Below are 18599 nucleotides of genomic sequence, written 5' to 3'. Positions count from 1 at the left end.
ACTCCCCGCTCAGTGCTCCGAGTTCAGTACTCCGTACGGGTCGGCTGCGCCGTTCCGGTGCCCGAGGCCGAGCCGGTCGAGTAGTCGATGTCCGAGGTCTCGGAGGTGTCGCTCTCGATCGACTGCTGCGGCCGGTTGCCGGCCTTCAGCGCCGCCAGCCGGGCCTCGACCTCGGTCTGCTCGCCGAGGTCCTCGAGGGAGTCGAACTGGGCGTCCAGGCTCGAGGCGGCCAGCTCCTGCTGCCCGCGGACCCGCGCCTCCTCGCGCCGGACCTTCTCCTCGAAGCGGGCGACGTCGCTCGTCGGGTCCATGACGTCGATGCTGCGCATGGACTCGTGCACCTGGGACTGCGCCTGCGCCAGCTTCGCGCGCGAGTTGAGCTCGTCGCGCTTGCGGGTCAGCTCGTCGAGCTTGCCGCGCATCTGGTTGAGACCGTCCTTGAGCTTCTCGACGATCTCGCTCTGGGACGCGATGGTCGGCTCGGCGCCGTGCGCCTCCTGCTCGGCGGACATCTGCCGCTGGATGGCGACCTTCGCCAGGTTGTCGAACTTCGTGGCGTCCGCCGCGTTGCCGCCGGCCCGGAACTCGTCCGCCTTGCGACTGGCCGCGAGCGCCTTGTTGCCCCAGTCCTGCGCGGCCTTGAGGTCCTGCTGGTGGTCGTCCTGCAGCATCCGCAGGTTGCCGATGGTCTGCGCGACCGCGGACTCCGCCTCGGCGATGTTGTTCGTGTAGTCGCGGACCATCTGGTCGAGCATCTTCTGCGGGTCCTCGGCCTGGTCGAGGATCGCGTTGATGTTCGCCTTCGCCAGTTGCGCGATGCGCCCGAAGATGGAGTGCTTGGCCATGCTGCTTCCTTTCGTGGATGTCAACCGTTGCTGCTCATCGCTGCGGGCCGCTGATCGCGTGCCGGTCGGACACCTCGATTGTGGTGGCCCGCGGCGATGAAGTCGAGGTCGGGGCGTGGAGGCCCGGACCGGGATGGAGCCGGCTCAGAAGTCGCCGCCGCCGAAGTCGCCGCCGCCGAAGTCGCCGCCACCGAAGTCACCGCCGCCGAAGTCACCGCCTCCGCCGCCGCCCCAGGAGTCGCCGCCGCCCCAGCCCCCGCCACCGCCCCACGAGTCGCCGCCGCCCCAGCCGCCACCGTGGCCGCCGCGCAGGATCGAGTCGATGAGGATGCCGCCGAGGACGGCGCCGCCGAAGCCGCCGCCGAACCCTCCACCGAAGCCGCCGCCACCGCCGTAACCCCGGCCCCGGCCGCCGCCCCACCCGGCGTAGTCGCCGATGTCGTCCTGGGCGGCGCGGCTGGCCTGCTCGGCGAGGCTGTCGGCCTGCTGCGCGTAGGTCAGCGCCGAGCGCGGGTCACGGGACTGCAGGGACAGGGCCTGGTCCAGGTTGCGCTGGGCCTCGGCGAGCCGGGTGCGGGCCTCACTGCCCACACCGCCGCGGCGGGTCGCGATGAAGTCCGACGCCGCGGAGATCTTCGCCTGGGCGCTCATGACCGCTTGCTGCAGCGAGTCACGGGCACGCCGGGACTCGGACTGGGCGTCGCGGATGCCGGTGAGCGACGCGTCGAGCGTGCCGTGAGCGCTCTCGACGCGGCGCAGCAGGTCGAAGGGATCGGGCCGCCCGGACCGGATCTCGTTGTCCACGGCGGCCACCGCGGTCTCCGCCGCGGCGATCTGTCCCACGAGTTCGGGGTTCTGGCCGCTGCCGGCGAGCGCCTTCGCCTCCGCGATGTCCTGGGCGGTGTCGCCCATGGCCCGACGCAGCCGCTCGTCGGCCTGGTTCAGGTCGTTGCCGACCCGGTCGATCGCATCGAGCAGCTGGTCGGTCTGCTGCACGGCCTGCTCGGCGGCGCGGATGGCCAGCGCCGACTCGGACCGGTTGCCGCCCTGGTCCTGGAGGTTGCGCTGCGCCGCCTCACGCGCCGAGGTGACGAAGGCGAGCCGCTCGTTGGCCTGCGCGATGTTGTCGGAGATCGTGGCGAGCGCGGAGTCGGCGTACCGCTGGCGCAGCGTGCCGAGCGCCTGCTCGTGCTCGGCGACGCGGGCCGCGGCCTGCTGGGCCGCCTGCGAGACGCGGTCGAGGGCCTCGGGCGCCCGCTGCTCGAGGGCGCGGAGCGCGTCGAAGTCGCCCTTCTGCTGGTCCAGCGCGCGGTTGGCGTCCTGAGAGCGGTTGATGATCTCCCCGAGCCAGGCGCGCTGCTGCTCCTCCGTGTCGGGGATGTCGTCGTCGAGCTGCTGCCGCAGCTTGAAGGACTCGCGCAGGTGCGCCTTCGCGTCCTCGATCGCGGCGGCGAACCGTCCGGTCTCCTTCTCCCCGTACTGGGCCTGGGCGAAGGCGAGCTCCTGCTCGGAGGTGCGGATCCCGTCGTCGGCGGCGATGAGCGCCGCACCGGCCCGCTTGTTCAGCTCGTCCACACTCAGCCCCGCGAAGGGGTCGGCGGGCTGGCGGGTCTGTGCGCCGCCCTCGTTCTCGTAGAGGGTTCCGGCGCCGTCCTGCCGGTAGGTGCCGGCGATCTGCTTGTCGCGATTGCGGCGCCGCCGGCCGAAGAAGAAGATGCCGCCGATCACGGCGGCGGCCACGAGGCCGACGCCGAGCAGCGGAGACAGCAGCCCCGTGCCACCTGTCGAGGAGCTCTGGCGGTCGACCGTGCCGCTGCCGCTGCCTGCCGCGCTGCGGAGCCCGTCGGCGGTGGTCAGGGCGGCCTGCGCCCAGTTGCCGGACTGGACCTGCGAGCCGGCGGCGCTCTTGACGGTGCTGATCTCGCTGTCGCTGACGGAGCCGGTGTTGTAGTCGATCAGGGCGCCGCTGCGGGAGTCCGTGGCGACGGCGAGGACGGCGGAGTTGCTGGGCGAACCGCTGCGCTGCAGGGCCGACCGGGCCCAGGCCGAGGCGTCGGAGCTGCCGAAGTCCTTCACGTAGGCGACGAAGAGGTTGACGCCGGTGGACTGCCTCAGGTCGCTGACGGCCTGCTCCACTTTCGCGGTGTCACCGCCGAGAACGCCGGCCGAGTCGATCACCGGCCGGCTCGAGCTGAAGGTCACGGGCGACTCGGCGTGGGCCGTCGCCGGGAGGGCCCCCGAGATGCCGAGTGCGGCGAGAAGGGCGATCAGGACGGCGACCGGTCGTCGGTGGCGGGAGCGCATGGAATTCCCCTCGTCTCCCGGTCGGAGCGCTTCTCGCGCAGACCGCCACGCTTCTCGTGACCGGACCGCCGGGATCATCTTGATTCTATGGTTGCGACAAAACCCGGTGGAAGGCGACCGCATCTGCCCGCAGCGAAACCGGCGATGCGTTGTCGGCCGCCTCACAGTCGCTGCTCAGGGAACGACCTCGTCGAACACAGATTTGAAGGTCAGACTGTCCGTGAAGCAGGGTTGTGGTTCAGGTTGAGAAAGGAACCCATCATGACAGAGCAGCACGGGTCGGATCAGCCGACTTCTCGCGGGTCGTCGGGCGACGGCACGCCTCCGCGGCCGGCGCACCAGCCGGGTGAGTCCTTCACTCAGCCGATCCCGCGCCCCGAGGACACCCAGTCCTACGGCCAGCAGTCCGGTGACCGTCCGGCGCTGGGCCAGGAGGGCTACGACCGTTACGGGCAGCAGGACCAGTCGGCCTGGGGCCAGCACGACGGCGGCCCGTACGGCCAGACCACCGGAGACGACCGGTACGGGCAGGGCCAGTACGGCCAGTACTCCTCGAACGACCAGTACGGCCAGCAGTACGGCCAGTACGGTTCCAACGACCAGTACGGTCAGTACCCCGCGGGCGACCAGTACGACCAGCACGGTCAGCACGACGGGTCCGGCGCGGCCTGGGGTGGTGCTGCGGGCACGACGGCGACGGCGACCCGTCCGGCGTCCCGTCGTCGGCGCTTCGGTGCGGGCACCCTGATCGCGTGCACCCTGGCCGCCGGCCTCGTCGGCGGCGGTGCTGCCGCGGGTGTCACGGCGATGGCCAACGGCGGGTCGACGGCGGACACGTCGTCCACCTCGCAGCAGGGTGGCACGAACACCGTCATCGTGAACAACCAGAAGAGCGTCAACGCGATCAGCGCGGCGGCGCAGAAGGCGTCTCCGTCGGTCGCGACGATCTCGGTCTCCGGTGGCGGATCGTCCGGCACGGGGTCGGGGATCATCCTCGACAACGACGGGCACATCCTGACCAACACGCACGTCGTCACCCTCGACGGCCAGGTGTCGAAGCCGACCATCCAGGTCCAGCTCAACGACGGCCGGATCCTCTCCGGATCCGTCGTCGGCACCGACCCGCTGTCCGATCTCGCCATCGTCAAGGTCAGCGCGCCGAACCTGACCCCGGCGGAGATGGGCAGCTCGTCGTCGCTGAACGTCGGCGACACGGCGATCGCCATCGGCTCTCCGCTCGGCCTGGCCAACACGGTCACCGACGGCATCGTCTCGACCCTGAACCGCACCATCGCCGTGCAGTCCTCGGCCGTGCCGAAGGACAACAGCGGTGACTCGGGCAGCCAGAACGGCCAGTCGCAGAGCCCGTGGAACTTCGCCCCTCCGGGTGGCGGGCAGAGCCAGCAGAGCTCGAGCCAGGGCAACGTGTACCTGAACGTCATCCAGACCGACGCGGCGATCAACCCCGGCAACTCCGGTGGCGCGCTCGTCGACCAGAACGGCAAGATCATCGGCGTCAACGTCGCGATCGCCTCGTCCGGCTCCTCCCAGTCGGGCAGCAGCACGGGCAACATCGGCGTCGGCTTCTCGATCCCGATCGACAACGCCAAGCGCGTCGCCGACGAGATCATCAAGAACGGCAAGGCCACACACGGCCAGCTCGGCGCGACCGTGCAGTCCTACGCTCCGGGTTCCTCGTCCTCGTCGAGCTCGGCCTTCTCCAACGGCGCGCAGCTGCAGAGCATCGTCTCCGGCGGCGCGGCCGAGAAGGCCGGCCTGCAGAAGGGCGACGTCGTCACCAAGGTCGGCAACCGGACGGTGCAGGACAGCCAGGAGCTGACCGCGGCGGTCCGCGAGCAGGCCGCCGGGGCCAGCGTGAAGTTCGAGTTCACGCGCAACGGCAAGGCGCAGACCGCGAACGTGACCCTGGGCGAGGCCACTCTCCAGTAGCCACGGTCCCGTGGTTTTCGCCTCATCGCAGCGCCGTCCCCGTTCTCGGGGGCGGCGCTGCTGCGTCGACGGGGAATGCCCGACGGCTTGCCGGGAGTCTCTGCCGGGCTTCTCCCGAGCCGGCCGCCCGGCGCTGCCCGCGGTGATCAGCCCTGTGGTTAGCTTGAGGGCGTGCAGACCTCGGGCTTGAGAATCCTCGTGCTGGTCAAGTACGTGCCGGACAGCCAGTTCCCCCGGCAGCTGACCGGTGACGGCCATACGCTCGCGCGCGGCGACAGCATCCTGTCCGAGCTGGACGAGTACGCCCTCGAGGCCGCCGTCCGCATCCGGGAGGCGGCCGCGTCGGACGGCGCCGACGCGTCCTCCGTGAGCATCACCGCGCTCACCATGGGCCCGGTCGACGCGGCGAACGCGCTCCGCAAGGCGCTGCAGCTCGGCGCTGACGAGGCGTACCACCTGACCGACGACGCGCTCGCCGGGTCCGACGCCGCCGCCACGTCCCGGGCGCTGGCCGCCGCTTGTCAGCACCTCGGGGGAGCGGACCTCGTGCTGTGCGGGATGGCGTCGACCGACGGTGAGACCTCGCTCGTGCCGGCCCAGCTCGCCGAGCGGCTGTCGCTGGCGCAGGTCACGTTCGCGGCGAGCCTCGAGGTGGCCGACGGAACGGTGCGGGCCACCCGCAACGGCGCGACGGACGCCGAGAGCATCGAGGCCCCGCTGCCCGCGCTCGTCTCGGTCACCGACCAGGCCAACGATCCGCGCTACCCCAACTTCAAGGCCATCATGGCGGCGAAGAAGAAGCCCGTGACGACCCTCTCGCTCGCCGACGTCGGGATCTCCGCGGACGAGGTGGGCCCCGCCGGGTCGTGGACCCGTGTCCTCGAGGCCACCGAGCGTCCCGCCCGCACCGCCGGCACGGTGATCACCGACGAGGACGGCGACGCCGGCATCAAGCTCGTCGACTTCCTCGCCGAGCGCCGGCTGCTCTGACCGGCCACCGCCCGACCCGTCCGCTCGCGCGTCCCCGCGCCACCCGTTCTCGCGTCTCGTTGAGGAGATCTGCATGAGCACCGTCCTCGTCTACCTGGACGACCCGCACGGCACCACGCTGGCCAAGGCCGCACGTGAGCTGCTCACCCTCGGCCGCTCCCTCGGGGAGGTGACCGCTCTCGTGCCCGTCGACATCGAGTCCGCCCTCCTGGACAGCCTGTCCGAGCACGGGGCGAGCGCCCTGCTGACGCCGGCCGAGCCGCTGCCGGACCAGCTCGTCGCGCCGAAGGCCGCACTGCTGGCCGCCGCGATGGGCCAGGTCGGCGCCGACGTCGTGCTCCTCGGCAACACGTTCGAGGAGAAGGAGATCGCGGGGCGCGCGGGCATCAAGACCGGCTCCGGCGTCATCACCGACGCCGTCGCGGTCAGTGCCTCCGACGACGGCGTGGCCGCCGCGAAGTCGGTGCTCGCGGGCGCCTGGTCCTCCCGGGTGGCGGTCACCGAAGGGACACCGATCATCACGGTCAAGCCGAACGCCGTCGTCGCACTCGCCGCGTCCGCGTCGACGGAGGTCACCACCGGCACCGTCGCGGTGCCCGACGCCGGGCCGGCGGCACGGATCACCGCCCGCTCGCCGAAGCCGGCGAGTGCGCGGCCGGAGCTGACGGAGGCACGCGTCGTCGTCGCCGGCGGCCGCGGCACCAACGGCGACTTCGCGCCGCTCGAGGCGCTCGCCGACGAGCTCGGCGCCGCGATCGGCGCCTCCCGCGCCGCGACCGACGCCGGCTGGATCGAGCACGACGCGCAGGTGGGGCAGACCGGCAAGACCGTCTCCCCGCAGCTCTACATCTCCGCGGGCATCTCCGGCGCCATTCAGCAGAAGGCCGGGATGCAGACGTCGCAGACGATCATCGCGATCAACAAGGACGGCGATGCCCCCGTGTTCGAGGTCGCGGACCTCGGCATCGTCGGCGACCTGTTCACCGTGCTGCCGCAGGCCACCGAGGAGATCCGCCGCCGCCGCAGCTGAGCTTTTCGTGCGCGTCTGCGCTCCGACGCCGCTCGTTGTCGCTCTCCCTCGCCCCCGAGAATGCATTGTCTGGGGTTTCAGGGGTGTCTTGACCCCGGATCCTGCATTCTCGGGGGGCGTGGAGGGAGGGTACACGGGTCACGGGTCGCCGGATACCTCACCCGGCTGGCATCGCCGACGGCGTCAGCGGGTGAAGGCGGCGCCGGTGAAGTCGTGCTGGCGCCAGGCCTCGTACACCGCGATGGACGCGGCGTTCGTCAGATTCAGCGAGCGCCGGCCCGGCAGCATCGGGATCCGCACCAGCTCGGTGACGTGCGGATCGGCCTTCGCCTCCGCGCTCAACCCGACGGACTCCCGGCCGAACATCAGGACATCGCCGGGCTCGTAGGCGATGTCGCTGTGCGTGCGGGTGCCCTCGGCGGTGAACGCGAACACCCGCGCCGGCATCAGCGCGGCCCAGGCGGCCTCCCGGTCCGGGTGGACGGTCATGACGGCGAGGTCGTGGTAGTCCAGGCCCGCCCGGCGCAGCTTGTTCTCCTCGAGGTCGAAGCCGAGCGGCTCGATCAGGTGCAGTTCCGCGCCGGTCAGTGCCGCCAGCCGGATCGCCGCCCCCGTGTTGCCGGGGATCTCGGGGGAGTCGAAGAGGATGCGGAACACGCCGACCAGTGTAGTGGCGCAGGTGAGCGGCCCCGACCGCCCGTGACAGGCGACGCCGGGCCGGGTGAGAATCGAGCCATGTCCATCCCCGACGGCACCACCGCCCGGCCGTGGGTGCTGCACGTCGACCTCGACCAGTTCATCGCCGCCGTCGAGGTGCTGCGCCACCCCGAGCTGGCCGGCAAGCCCGTCGTTGTGGGCGGCCGCGGCGATCCGACCGAGCGGGCCGTGGTCTCGACCGCGTCCTACGAGGCCCGGGCGTTCGGCGTCGGGTCCGGGATGCCGATGAAGGTCGCCGTCCGCAAGATCCCCGACGCGGTGTTCCTGCCCGTCGACGCCGCCGCCTACGAGGCAGCGTCCGCCGTCGTCATGGCGACCCTGCGGGAACTCCCCGGCGTCGTCGTCGAGGTCCTCGGCTGGGACGAGGCGTTCCTCGGGGTGACGACCGACGATCCGGAGGCGGTGGCCCGGCAGGCCCAGGCGGCGGTGCTCGCGGCCACCGAGCTGCACTGCTCGGTCGGCATCGGGGACACCAAGGTGCGCGCCAAGATCGCCACCGGCTTCGGCAAACCGCGCGGGACCTTCCGGCTGACCGCCGAGAACTGGTTCCCGGTGATGGGGGAGCGGCCCACCCGGGAGCTGTGGGGCGTGGGCGCGAAGGTCTCGGCCCGGCTGGCCACCCACGGGGTGCGCACCGTCGCCGAGCTCGCCGCCGCCCCCGAGGAGGAGCTCGTCACGGAGTTCGGCCCGCGGATGGGCCCCTGGTACGGGGGCCTCGGCCGGGGCGACGGGCCGCGCGTCGTCGACGACAGCCCGTGGGTCGCCCGCGGGCACAGCCGCGAGACGACCTACCAGCAGAACCTGACGACGCCGGAGCAGATCACCGACGCGATCCGGGTCCTCGCCGAGGCCGTCCACGGGGACACCGAGGCCGAGGAACGGCCGGTCGTCCGGCTGACGCTCAAGGTCCGCTACGCCCCGTTCTTCACGAAGGTCTACGGCGGGAAGCTGCCCGAGGCGACCCGTGACCGGGACGCCGTCGTCGCCGCGGCCGTCGACCTGGCCGGCCGGATCGAACCCGGACGCGAGGTGCGCCTGCTCGGTGTGCGCGCCGAGATGGCGCTGCCCACCCCGACCGACCCGGAGACCCGGACGCCGGTGCGCGGCCGCTGGTGAGACCGCCCCACCGAGAACGGCCGGTCAGACGGCGCCGGTCGGGAACGGCCGCGTGAGACGGCGGGTGACGCCGCCGCACCCGGCCCCCATGGGTGCGGAATCACCACCGACTAGACTGGACCGGTGCCCGCGTACTTCGACCACGCGGCCACCGCGCCCCTCTGCGGGCCCGCTCTGGCCGCGATCACCACTGAACTGACCCGCTGCGGCAATCCCTCCGCCCTGCACGGTGCGGGCCGTCGCGCCCGGATGGTCGTCGAGACCGCCCGCGACGAGATCGCCGCCGCCGCCGGCGCGCACCCCTCCGAGGTGATCCTCACCGGAGGCGGCACCGAGGCGGACAACCTCGCGATCAAGGGGCTCTACTGGTCCCGGCACGCCGCGGACCCGCGCCGCCGCCGGATCCTCACCTCCACGATCGAGCACCACGCCGTCTCCGAGACCGTCGAGTGGCTCGAGGCGACCCAGGGCGCCGAGGCCGTCTGGCTGCCCGTCGACGAGCGCGGCATCCTCGACCTCGACGCGCTCGACGCCGCCATCGCCGAGGACCCGGACACGGTCGCCCTCGTCACGGTCATGTGGGCCAACAACGAGATCGGCGCCGTCCAGCCGGTCGGCGAGATCGTCCGCCGCGCCGAGGCCCACGGCATCCCGGTGCACGCCGACGCCGTGCAGGCCTTCGGTGCCGTGCCCGTCGACTTCGCCGCCACCGGCCTGGCGGCCGCCTCGATCAGCAGCCACAAGATCGGCGGCCCGCTGGGCATCGGCGCCCTGCTGCTCGGTCGGTCCGTGGCCGTCACGCCCGTCCAGCACGGCGGCGGCCAGGAACGCGACGTGCGCTCCGGCACCCTCGACGCCCCCGCCGCCGCCGGCTTCGCGGCGGCCGCGACCGCCGTCATCGGCGACCTGGCCGCGGAGTCCGCCCGGATCGCCGGCCTGCGCGACGCGCTCGTCACCGGGGTGCTCGAGCGGGTGCCCGCCGCCGTCCTGCGCGGACCGGCGTCCGGCCCCGAGCGGCTGCCCGGCAACGCCCACTTCACCTTCACCGGGTGCGAGGGCGACTCGCTGCTCTTCCTGCTCGACGCGGCCGGGGTGCAGTCCTCGGCCGGCTCGGCCTGCAGCGCCGGCGTCCCGCGCGCCTCCCACGTGCTGCTGGCGCTCGGCCTGGACGAGGCCACCGCCCGCGGCGCCCAGCGTTTCAGCCTCGGCCACACCTCCACCGAGGACGATGTGGCCCTGCTGCTCGACGTGCTGCCGGGCGCCGTCGAGAAGGCCGCCGCCGCCGGCATGGCCGGTCACGTCCCGGACCTGCAGTCCGCCGGCCGCTGACGCCGGCACCACGAGCAAACCGACCCCGAGCACTTCTGAGGAGACCATGCGCGTCCTGGCTGCCATGAGCGGCGGAGTCGACTCCGCGGTCGCCGCCGCCCGTGCCGTCGACGCCGGGCACGACGTCGTCGGCGTCCACCTGGCCCTGTCCCGCATGCCCGGCACCCTGCGCACGGGCAGCCGCGGTTGCTGCACCATCGAGGACTCCCGCGACGCCTGGCGCGCCGCCGAGAAGCTCGGCATCCCGTACTACGTGTGGGACTTCTCCGAGCGGTTCAAGGAGGACGTGGTCGACGACTTCATCGCCGAGTACGAGGCCGGCCGCACCCCGAACCCGTGCATGCGCTGCAACGAGAAGATCAAGTTCGCGGCCCTGCTCGAGAAGGCGCTGGCGCTGGGCTTCGACGCCGTGTGCACCGGCCACTACGCCCGCGTCGACCGCGACGCCGACGGCCACCCCGAGCTGCACCGCGCCAGCGACTGGGCCAAGGACCAGTCCTACGTCCTCGGGGTCCTGACCGAGGCCCAGCTCGAGCACTGCCTCTTCCCGCTGGCCGACGCGCCCACCAAGGCCGCCGTCCGCGCCGAGGCCGCCGAGCGCGGACTCTCCGTGGCGAAGAAGCCGGACAGCCACGACATCTGCTTCATCCCCGACGGCGACACCGTCGGCTGGCTCGCCGAGAAGATCGCGATGGAGCCGGGCGAGATCGTCGACGAGACCGGCGCGACGGTCGGTGAGCACGCCGGTGCGCAGGCGTTCACCGTGGGGCAGCGCCGCGGCCTCAAGCTCGGCCGTCCGGCCGCGGACGGCAAGCCCCGCTTCGTCCTCTCGATCGAACCGAAGCAGAACCGGGTGACCGTCGGACCCGAGCGGCTGCTCGCCGTCGACGAGATCCGCGGCATCCGGATCTCGTGGGCCGGGCGCCCGATCCCGGACGCCGTCGTCGACCCCGCGACCGGCGCCTCCGCCCGCTTCCCTGTGCTCGCGCAGGTCCGCGCGCACGGCGACCCCGTCCCGGCGACCGCACAGGTGGTGACCGGCGACGACGGTGACCACCGCCTCGTCGTGATCCTGGACGAGTCGCTCCGGGGTGTCGCCCCCGGCCAGACCGTCGTCCTGTACCAGGGCACCCGGGTGCTCGGCCAGGCGACCATCGACACCGCCCGGTCGCTCGCCGCCGTCTGACGTCGGCAGGGAGGGCGCGGGGAGAACCGGCCCGGACGAGGAGCACACGCACACCCGGAACGCAGCCGGGCAGGTGTGCCGACCCTACGACTGGCCCGGCGGGCCGGTGAGGGGCGATGCCGACAACATCGACTGGTCGCTCGTGGAGGATTCCACCGCCGGTACGCTCGGTCCATGGCTGTGGACTCGACCGCGTACTCGACCGGGGGCCGCCTGCGACGGCGACCCATCCTGGTCTTCCTGGCGATCGCCTTCGGCTTCTCGTGGCTGGTGGGGCTCGGTCTCGCCCTGGCCGGTGGCTTGCGCAGTCCCGCCCTGCCGGTCCTTCTGCTGGTCTACATGCTCGGACCCGCGATCGCGGCGCTCGTCGTCAGCCGCTGGGTGGAGCGGCCGGACTCCATCCCGCGGGCGCTGGGCATCAGCCAGGTGCGCCCGGTCGGGCGGTTCGTCCTGCTGCTGCTCGGTGCCGTGGTGCTGGCCGTCGTCCTCGTGCTCGGGGCGCTCGCCGTCGGTGCCCTGTTCGGCCTCTACCACGCCGACCTCACCGGGTTCTCCGGGTTCCGCGCCTACCTCGAGCAGGTGGCCCCCACGGCGCTGACCCGCGTCAGCCTCGGCACCGTCGTGGCGCTGCAGTTCCTCAACGTCCTCATCGGCGCCTTCGTCAACATCGTCCCGTCCCTCGGTGAGGAGCTCGGCTGGCGGGGCTGGCTGCTGCCGGCGCTGCTGCCCGCAGGCGTCCCGACCGCCGTCGTCGTCTCCGGCGCCCTGTGGGGGCTGTGGCACGCCCCGCTGATCCTGCTCGGCTACAACTACCCGGGCGGGCCCGGCTGGCTCGCCGTGATCGCGATGATCTGCTTCGCCGTCGTCATCGGCGCGGTGCTCAGCTGGATCCGGATGCGCACCGACTCGATCTGGCCGGTCGCCGCCGCGCACGGCGCGATCAACGCCGCGGCCGGCTTCCCGCTGGTGTTCCTCGCCTGGGGGACGACGTTCAGCCCGCTCACGACGACGATCCTCGGCTGGTCCGGCTGGCTCGTGCCGGCCGTGCTGGTCGCGGTCCTGGCCTGGCGCGGACAGTTCGGTGTCGACCGGCAGCCGTGGCTCGCTCCCGTGCAGGGGCGGCCGCTGGCCGGGCCGGGCACGGGCCTGCGCGCCCCTAGACTGGACCCATGATGGATTCGTTCGACCCGTCCGCCAGCTCCCTGGGGGAGGACGTGGATCCGGCCGTCATGCACGAGCTGCTGCAGATCCGGTCCAGCATCGACAACTTCGACGCCACCCTGGTCTACGTGCTCGCCGAGCGGTTCCGCGCCACCCAGCGGGTGGGGGTGCTCAAGGCCGAGCACCGGCTGCCGCCGGCGGACCCGACGCGCGAGTCGATGCAGATCGCCCGGCTGCGGCGGCTGGCCGAGGAGGCCCATCTGGACCCGGCCTTCGCCGAGAAGTTCCTCACCTTCATCATCGAGGAAGTCATCCGTCACCATCAGGCGATCTCCGACGGCACGTCCCCGCTGCCGGTGATACCCCGGCCGGGCGCGACGACCGATGTGCGCGGCACCGCCGACGCGGACACCCGGGCGTGAGCCTGGAGGCCAGCACCACACCGGACACGACCTCCTCGCCGGACACCATCACGGCGACCGGCCCCATCGTCGTCGCCGGCACCGACCTGCTCGGCGCGCTGACCGCCATCCGGGGTGAACTGGGTGACCCGCACCTGCCGTCCCTGCCGCTGCTGCCCGACCGCGGTCCTGGTGCCGACGCCGCCGGACGCGCCGCGGCGCTGCTCGAGGAGCTGCCCGTCGAGATCGGCCCGCACGGCTGGCGGGTGTCCGCCCGCCCGGGGGAGGACCTGCGCCGGTCCCGCTCGCTCCTGGCCTCCGACGTCAACGTCCTCGCCGACCTCGCCGGCGCCGAGCAGATCCCCGCGACGCGGATCGGCGTGACCGTGCTCGGCCCCGTCACCCTCGCCTCCGTGCTCGACCTCCCCGGCGGCGAACGCGTCCTCTCCGACCACGGCGCCCGCCGGGACCTGGCCGACTCCCTCGCCGCCGGGCTCGCCGCCCACCTGGCGGCCCTGCGCACCGCGCTGCCGGGCGCGACCGTCACCCTGCGGATCGACGAGCCGGCGCTCGACGCCGTCCTGGCCGGCACCGTCGCGACCGCGAGCGGCTACCGCACCCTGCGCGCCCTCGACCGGGCCGAGGTGCGGCAGACCCTGCGGCAGGCGGTCGAGGCGGCCCGCGGCTCCGGGACCGCGGACGTCGTACTCGCCGTCGAACCCGCCCCGCTGCCGCTGAGTCTGGCACGCGAGGCGGAGGCGGACGCCCTGGCCGTGCCCGCGTCGGCGCTGCGGACCGCACCGGACGCGCTCGGCGAGTACCTCGACGACGGCGGCGCGCTCACGGTCGGACTGGAGACGACGGCGGTCGATCGGCGTGGCACGCGCGGGCTGCGGGAGGTCAGCGACCTGGCCGGCCAGGTCCTCGACCCGTGGCAGCGCCTGGGCCTGCCGGTGACGCGGCTGCCGCAGCTCACCGTCACCACCCGCATGCCGGCCGGCGCCCTGACCGGCACCCGGGCCCCCGCGGGTGCGCCCGATGCCGGACGGCTGCCCGCCCTGCTGCGCCGCCTCGTCGCGACCGCGGACGCCCTCGAGACCACCGCCCGCGACGCCTGACGCGCTGCGTCGTCGTCCGCCGGAGCCGCACCCGGTCAGGCGACGGAGTGGGGCTCCGGGTCGAACGTGCCGGCGTAGACGAACAGGGTGCCGATCAGCGGCTGGACCACCCGGGTCTGGATGGTGAACCGGCCGGTCGCGTCGTCGAAGCCCTGCTCCGTGTAGGCCGCCGCGGCGAGCACGCGCGGGACGCGCAGCCCCGGTACCGCGCGCGGCGCGCGCGTCGGGCCCGGCCCCGCGACGGAAGAGTCCCCGGGAGGGCCCGCCCACGCCGCGGTCGAGGCCAGCCGCATCGCTCCCGTCCCTGTGACCGAGAGTTCGAGCCCGGTCCGGAGCAGGTGGTGCGTGCCGACGAGGTCGAGCAGCAGGCCGTCCGGCCCGAGCCGGCACAGGTCGGTGAACCGCCGGGTGCGGTGCCCGAAGTCGAGGATGCGCTCGGCGGCCAGGCACGGCGCGCCGGCGTCGTCCACGTAGGACCGGTTGACGATGCTGAACGGCACGTCCTCCCCGTACTCGGGGAAGAACATCTGCTCGCCCGCCAGGGCCGCGAACGCCGGCCGCAGCACCGGCACGGTGCAGCCGGCGACGGCGAATCGCCCGTCGTAGCGCAGGCTCGTGCCGGCCGGCTGGGCGAAGTACTCGCGCACCCGAGGGTGCAGGTCCGCGTATCGGTCACCCAGTACCTGCTCGTACAGCGATCCGCTCATCGTGTCGTCCTCATGGGGCCATCCTCCCGAGGGAGCACGCGGCCGGCAACCGGCTCAGAGCCGGCCCGCGGCCTTGAGCCGGATGTACGCGTCGGCCAGCCGCGGCGGCAGCAGCGCCGGGGTCTCGTCGACGACCTCGACGCCGAGCAGCCGCAGCTGCGCCGTCATCGCCGCCCGTTCCAGCCGGGTCCGTTCGGCCGCGGCAGCCCGGTAGACCTCGCTCACGGTGCCCCGTTCGGCGGCGGTCTGGTCCAGCGCCGGGTCCCGGACCGCGGCGACGATCACGACGTGCTTCGCGCACAGGGCCGGCAGCACCGGCAGCAGTCCCTCCTCGGCGGCCCCGGAGTCCAGCGACGTCAGCAGCACGACGAGGCTGCGGTGCGCGCTGACCGTGGCGACGTGCGCCGGCAGCCGGGAGAAGTCCGCCTCGATCAGCTCGGCCTCCAGCGGCGCCATCGCCTGCACGAGGGAGGGCAACAGCTCACCGCGGTCCGCCGAGCCGACCCGGGCCCGCACCCGCCGGTCGACGGCGAGGAAGTCGACCCGGTCCCCGCCGCGGTCGGCGAGCACCGCCAGCAGGAGGGCCGCCTCCATGCCCGTGTCCAGGCGCGGCTCGTCGCCGATCCGGGCGGCCGCGGTGCGGGAGGTGTCGAGCACGATGACGACGCGGCGGTCCCGCTCCGGGCGCCAGGTCCGCACGACGACGGCCTGCCGCCGGGCGGTGGCGCGCCAGTCGATGGACCGGACGTCGTCGCCCCGGACGTAGTCGCGCAGCGAGTCGAACTCGGTGCCGGCGCCGCGGATCTGCACGGCGGCGCGGCCGTCCAGCTCCCGCAGCCGGCGCAGCTTCGACGGCAGGTGCCGGCGCGCGTGGAAGGGCGGGAGCACCCGCAGGCGTCCGGGCAGCGGTACCGTGACCTGCCGGGCGGCCAGGCCCAGGGGGCCGACCGAGCGGATGGTCACGTGCGGGCTCAGTCGGTCCCCGCGCCGCACGGGCACGAGCGTCGTGCGGACGCGGCGTGCCTGCCCGCCGGGGATGACGACCCGGTGGCGCGGGTTCACGGCACCCGCGGACGGCTGCCATCCGTCGCGCACGCGGGCCCGCAGCGTGCGGCGCGCCGGGTTGGCGAGCACCAGCCCGCTGACGACCTGCTCGGTGAGCCGGACGCTCTCGGGCAGCTCCCGGGTGACCGTGACGCGGCGCGGCGAGACGGCGAGGCCCACGTCCAGGACGGCGAGCACCACGAGGACGCCCGCGAGCACCAGCAGGGTCCCCGGCGCCGGTGCGAACAGGACGACGACGCCGGCCAGCAGGGCGAGCAGGACGAACCGACCGGTCAGGGCCACGGACGGCCCTCCCCGCCGGTCACCGGGGCACCGGGACGGTGGCGAGGATGCTGCCGAGCACCCCGTCGGCCGAGACACCGTCCATCTGGGCCTCCGCGCGCAGGGCGACGCGGTGGCGCAGGGTCGGCAGGGCGAGGGCCTTGACGTCGTCCGGTGTCGCGTATCCGCGCCCGTTGAGCCAGGCCCAGGCCCGCGCCGTGTTCAGCAGGGCCGTGGCCCCGCGCGGGGAGACGCCGAGCTGGAACGACGGCGCAGACCGGGTCGCGCGCACGACGTCGACGATGTAGCCGAGCACCTCGGGGGAGACCTGCACCCGGCCGACGGCGGCCCGCGCGTCCGCGAGCTGCTCCGCCCCGGCGACCGCCCGCACCCCGGCCGCGGCGAGGTCGCGCGGGTCGAAACCCGTGCTGTGCCGGCGGATCACCTCGATCTCGTCCTCGCGACCGGGCAGGTCCATGGTCAGCTTGAGCAGGAACCGGTCCAGCTGCGCCTCCGGCAGCGGGTACGTGCCCTCGTACTCCACCGGGTTCTGGGTCGCGGCGACGATGAACGGGCTCGGCAGCGGCCGGGACACGCCGTCGACGGACACCTGCCGTTCCTCCATCGCCTCGAGCAGCGCCGCCTGGGTCTTCGGCGGGGTCCGGTTGATCTCGTCGGCGAGCAGCAGGTTGGTGAACACCGGGCCGGGCCGGAAGGTGAAGTCGCTGTTCCGGGCGTCGTAGACGAGGGACCCGGTCAGGTCGCCCGGCATCAGGTCCGGGGTGAACTGCACGCGGGTGGTCTGCAGCGTGAGGGCCGCCGAGAGCGCGCGCACGAGCAGCGTCTTGGCGACGCCCGGCACGCCCTCGAGCAGCACGTGGCCGCGACACAGCAGGGCGATCAGCACGCCGGTGACGGTGCCGTCCTGCCCGACGACGGCGCGGCCGACCTCGGTGCGCACGGCCAGCAGCGCTTCGCGTGCGGCGTCGCCGGAGGGGTCCGCCATGCCGGTTCCACCGGCTTGTCCCGACGACCCGATGGGCCGGTCGAGGCGGTGCTCGTCGAGGTGGTGCTCGTCGAGGTGGTGGCGGCCGTCCCCGTCGTCCGAGGTGCCGGGGGCGGTCTCGGGCAGGGGCGGGTGCGGGTGTTCGGTCATCGGCGGAGTGCCTCCGTCTCCAGATCGGTCAGGGCGGTGGTGAAGGACAGCAGGTCGGCGGCACGCGTGGGCAGCGTGCCGGTGAGCAGGCGGGCGACGTCCGGGACGGTGCGGCCGGTGGCGGACGCCGTCGCCTCGACGACCGCCTCCGCGGCCGGGGCGTGCCCCAGGTGCAGGTGCTCGGCCAGGCGCACCAGCGTCGCGGCCCTCAGCGTCGCGGCGGCGTGCTCGGCGGCACCGGCGTCCTGGTAGAGCCGGGCCCGGCCCAGCGTCGTCTCCCCGGCCTGGACGACGACGGGCAGCGGCTCCCGCACGAGCGGGCCGTCACGTCGGCCGCGCCAGATCATCGCGAGCACGGCGACGACGAGCAACCACGTGGCCAGCGGCGTCACCCACGGGGGTGTCACGTCGGCGATGGTGCGGGTCCGGCCGGATGCCTCCAGGTCGCGCACCGTGGGCTGGTACCAGGTCAGCTGCGGCCGGGCGCCGAGCGTGTGCAGCACAAGCGCCGCGTTGCCGTGGGCGGCGAGCCGGTCGTTGCTCAGGGTGTCGGTGCCGCCGAGCACGACGATCCGGCCGCCGTCGCTCTCGACGTACACGCCGCCGGCGGCGGTGTCGGCGCTCGTCCGCAGGCAGGTCACGGGTCCGCGGTAGAGGCGACCGGTCCGGTCGACCTCGCGGGCGGCCCGTACGGCCGGGACCGCGCAGTCGGCCGTCAGGGCCCGGCCGGTCGACGGGTCGCTGACGACGCCGCCGAGCCGCACGTCCGTGGTCATGGCGGTGAGGATCCGCAGGTCCGGCTGCAGCAGGACGACGCGGTTGCCGGCGGCGCGGGCCCGGTCGGCGAGGCGTTCGAGCTGGCCGGGGGAGAGGATGGTGGCCCGGTCGTCGAGGAACAGGGTGCCGGTCGACCCGGTCGCGGACGCCCGGTCCAGGGCCTGGCCGAGGTCGGTCGCGCGGGTCACCGTGACGCCCTGGCCCTGCAGGATGCGGGCCGCCGCCCGGGCGCCGTCCGGGGCGGGATTGTCGGGCGAGAGGGACCCGCGGTCGGCTCCGGCCCCGCGCAGGGCGACGCCGATCGTGACCAGCACGAGCGCGATCAGGCCGACGACGAGCCAGAACCGCCACGTTCGCAACCACCCGGCGGCGGTCGTGCGCCAGGTGGCTCCGTCGCCGGTCATCGTGGTGGTGGGCGTCGCGGACGAGGGCGCGCCCGTCTCCGGCGCCGTCCCTGCTCTCGCTCTCGCGGGCGCCGCGGGGTGG

At 73.7% G+C, this 18599-nt stretch carries 16 protein-coding genes; 9 read left to right on the top strand and 7 right to left on the bottom strand.

What is annotated here, in order from left to right; all coding sequences use genetic code 11:
- Positions 1-23 precede the first annotated feature (23 nt).
- Positions 24-845: a PspA/IM30 family protein gene (locus V6N00_RS15230; RefSeq protein WP_334233628.1), complete on the bottom strand. Its 822-nt coding sequence runs from the start codon at positions 843-845 to the stop codon at positions 24-26.
- Positions 846-989: 144 nt separating this feature from the next.
- Positions 990-3149, bottom strand: coding sequence for a TPM domain-containing protein (locus tag V6N00_RS15225; protein ID WP_334233626.1), 2160 nt, complete (start codon positions 3147-3149; stop codon positions 990-992).
- A gap of 261 nt (positions 3150-3410) precedes the next feature.
- Here V6N00_RS15225 and V6N00_RS15220 point away from each other — a divergent pair, with 261 nt between their 5' ends.
- The 3 genes from V6N00_RS15220 to V6N00_RS15210 all read left to right on the top strand — a co-directional run bounded on the left by V6N00_RS15220 (position 3411) and on the right by V6N00_RS15210 (position 7119).
- Positions 3411-5099 (top strand): S1C family serine protease, encoded by a 1689-nt coding sequence (locus V6N00_RS15220; RefSeq protein ID WP_334233624.1) that lies wholly within the window; start codon positions 3411-3413, stop codon positions 5097-5099.
- Between the two features lie 186 nt (positions 5100-5285).
- Complete coding sequence (locus V6N00_RS15215; protein WP_334233668.1) at positions 5286-6089, top strand: electron transfer flavoprotein subunit beta/FixA family protein; 804 nt, start codon at positions 5286-5288, stop codon at positions 6087-6089.
- 73 nt (positions 6090-6162) lie between these two features.
- Positions 6163-7119: an electron transfer flavoprotein subunit alpha/FixB family protein gene (locus V6N00_RS15210; protein ID WP_334233622.1), complete on the top strand. Its 957-nt coding sequence runs from the start codon at positions 6163-6165 to the stop codon at positions 7117-7119.
- 183 nt (positions 7120-7302) lie between these two features.
- Here the strand turns inward: V6N00_RS15210 and V6N00_RS15205 are convergent, their stop codons facing one another.
- Positions 7303-7776, bottom strand: a complete 474-nt coding sequence (locus V6N00_RS15205; RefSeq protein ID WP_334233620.1) for a tRNA (cytidine(34)-2'-O)-methyltransferase — start codon at positions 7774-7776, stop codon at positions 7303-7305.
- A gap of 78 nt (positions 7777-7854) precedes the next feature.
- On the opposite strand from V6N00_RS15205, the gene V6N00_RS15200 reads away from it, so the two are divergent.
- The 6 genes from V6N00_RS15200 to V6N00_RS15175 all read left to right on the top strand — a co-directional run bounded on the left by V6N00_RS15200 (position 7855) and on the right by V6N00_RS15175 (position 14147).
- Positions 7855-8952, top strand: a complete 1098-nt coding sequence (locus tag V6N00_RS15200; RefSeq protein ID WP_334233618.1) for a DNA polymerase IV — start codon at positions 7855-7857, stop codon at positions 8950-8952.
- A gap of 123 nt (positions 8953-9075) precedes the next feature.
- Positions 9076-10281: a cysteine desulfurase family protein gene (locus V6N00_RS15195; protein ID WP_334233616.1), complete on the top strand. Its 1206-nt coding sequence runs from the start codon at positions 9076-9078 to the stop codon at positions 10279-10281.
- Between the two features lie 46 nt (positions 10282-10327).
- A complete protein-coding gene (gene mnmA / locus V6N00_RS15190) occupies positions 10328-11467 on the top strand; it encodes a tRNA 2-thiouridine(34) synthase MnmA (protein ID WP_334233614.1) in 1140 nt (379 codons plus the stop codon).
- A 174-nt stretch (positions 11468-11641) separates the two neighbouring features.
- Positions 11642-12640: a CPBP family intramembrane glutamic endopeptidase gene (locus V6N00_RS15185; protein WP_334233612.1), complete on the top strand. Its 999-nt coding sequence runs from the start codon at positions 11642-11644 to the stop codon at positions 12638-12640.
- Positions 12637-13050: a chorismate mutase gene (locus tag V6N00_RS15180; protein WP_334233610.1), complete on the top strand. Its 414-nt coding sequence runs from the start codon at positions 12637-12639 to the stop codon at positions 13048-13050. The genes V6N00_RS15185 and V6N00_RS15180 overlap by 4 nt, the downstream gene beginning before the upstream one ends.
- Positions 13047-14147, top strand: coding sequence for a uroporphyrinogen decarboxylase/cobalamine-independent methonine synthase family protein (locus V6N00_RS15175; protein WP_334233608.1), 1101 nt, complete (start codon positions 13047-13049; stop codon positions 14145-14147). The genes V6N00_RS15180 and V6N00_RS15175 overlap by 4 nt, the downstream gene beginning before the upstream one ends.
- A gap of 35 nt (positions 14148-14182) precedes the next feature.
- On the opposite strand, the gene V6N00_RS15170 is transcribed toward V6N00_RS15175, so the two are convergent.
- From V6N00_RS15170 to V6N00_RS15155, 4 genes are all read right to left on the bottom strand, one after another.
- A complete protein-coding gene (locus V6N00_RS15170; RefSeq protein WP_334233606.1) occupies positions 14183-14854 on the bottom strand; it encodes a DUF4166 domain-containing protein in 672 nt (223 codons plus the stop codon).
- A 54-nt stretch (positions 14855-14908) separates the two neighbouring features.
- Positions 14909-16201 carry a DUF58 domain-containing protein gene (locus tag V6N00_RS15165; protein WP_334233604.1) on the bottom strand — a complete coding sequence of 431 codons (1293 nt, stop codon included), beginning with the start codon at positions 16199-16201 and terminating at the stop codon, positions 14909-14911.
- A 19-nt stretch (positions 16202-16220) separates the two neighbouring features.
- Entirely contained in the window at positions 16221-17186 is a 966-nt protein-coding gene (locus V6N00_RS15160; protein WP_334233664.1) for an AAA family ATPase, read from the bottom strand.
- Positions 17187-17332: 146 nt separating this feature from the next.
- Positions 17333-18517, bottom strand: a complete 1185-nt coding sequence (locus V6N00_RS15155) for a DUF4350 domain-containing protein (RefSeq protein ID WP_334233602.1) — start codon at positions 18515-18517, stop codon at positions 17333-17335.
- Positions 18518-18599 lie beyond the last annotated feature (82 nt).

It is taken from the genome of Tersicoccus mangrovi, assembly GCF_036881825.1.
Classification (GTDB): Bacteria; Actinomycetota; Actinomycetes; order Actinomycetales; family Micrococcaceae; genus Tersicoccus; species Tersicoccus mangrovi.
Note: the sequence above shows the minus strand (reverse complement) of the source record. Positions and strands in the feature narration are given on the sequence as shown.

What these genes read in the sequence shown, in the direction of transcription:
- V6N00_RS15170 (WP_334233606.1), bottom strand. Translation starts at nt 14,854, where the DNA reads ATGAGCGGATCGCTGTACGAGCAGGTACTGGGTGACCGATACGCGGAC.
- V6N00_RS15210 (WP_334233622.1), top strand. Translation starts at nt 6,163, where the DNA reads ATGAGCACCGTCCTCGTCTACCTGGACGACCCGCACGGCACCACGCTG.
- V6N00_RS15185 (WP_334233612.1), top strand. Translation starts at nt 11,642, where the DNA reads ATGGCTGTGGACTCGACCGCGTACTCGACCGGGGGCCGCCTGCGACGG.
- V6N00_RS15160 (WP_334233664.1), bottom strand. Translation starts at nt 17,186, where the DNA reads ATGGCGGACCCCTCCGGCGACGCCGCACGCGAAGCGCTGCTGGCCGTG.
- mnmA (WP_334233614.1), top strand. Translation starts at nt 10,328, where the DNA reads ATGCGCGTCCTGGCTGCCATGAGCGGCGGAGTCGACTCCGCGGTCGCC.
- V6N00_RS15155 (WP_334233602.1), bottom strand. Translation starts at nt 18,517, where the DNA reads ATGACCGGCGACGGAGCCACCTGGCGCACGACCGCCGCCGGGTGGTTG.
- V6N00_RS15220 (WP_334233624.1), top strand. Translation starts at nt 3,411, where the DNA reads ATGACAGAGCAGCACGGGTCGGATCAGCCGACTTCTCGCGGGTCGTCG.
- V6N00_RS15225 (WP_334233626.1), bottom strand. Translation starts at nt 3,149, where the DNA reads ATGCGCTCCCGCCACCGACGACCGGTCGCCGTCCTGATCGCCCTTCTC.
- V6N00_RS15180 (WP_334233610.1), top strand. Translation starts at nt 12,637, where the DNA reads ATGATGGATTCGTTCGACCCGTCCGCCAGCTCCCTGGGGGAGGACGTG.
- V6N00_RS15200 (WP_334233618.1), top strand. Translation starts at nt 7,855, where the DNA reads ATGTCCATCCCCGACGGCACCACCGCCCGGCCGTGGGTGCTGCACGTC.
- V6N00_RS15230 (WP_334233628.1), bottom strand. Translation starts at nt 845, where the DNA reads ATGGCCAAGCACTCCATCTTCGGGCGCATCGCGCAACTGGCGAAGGCG.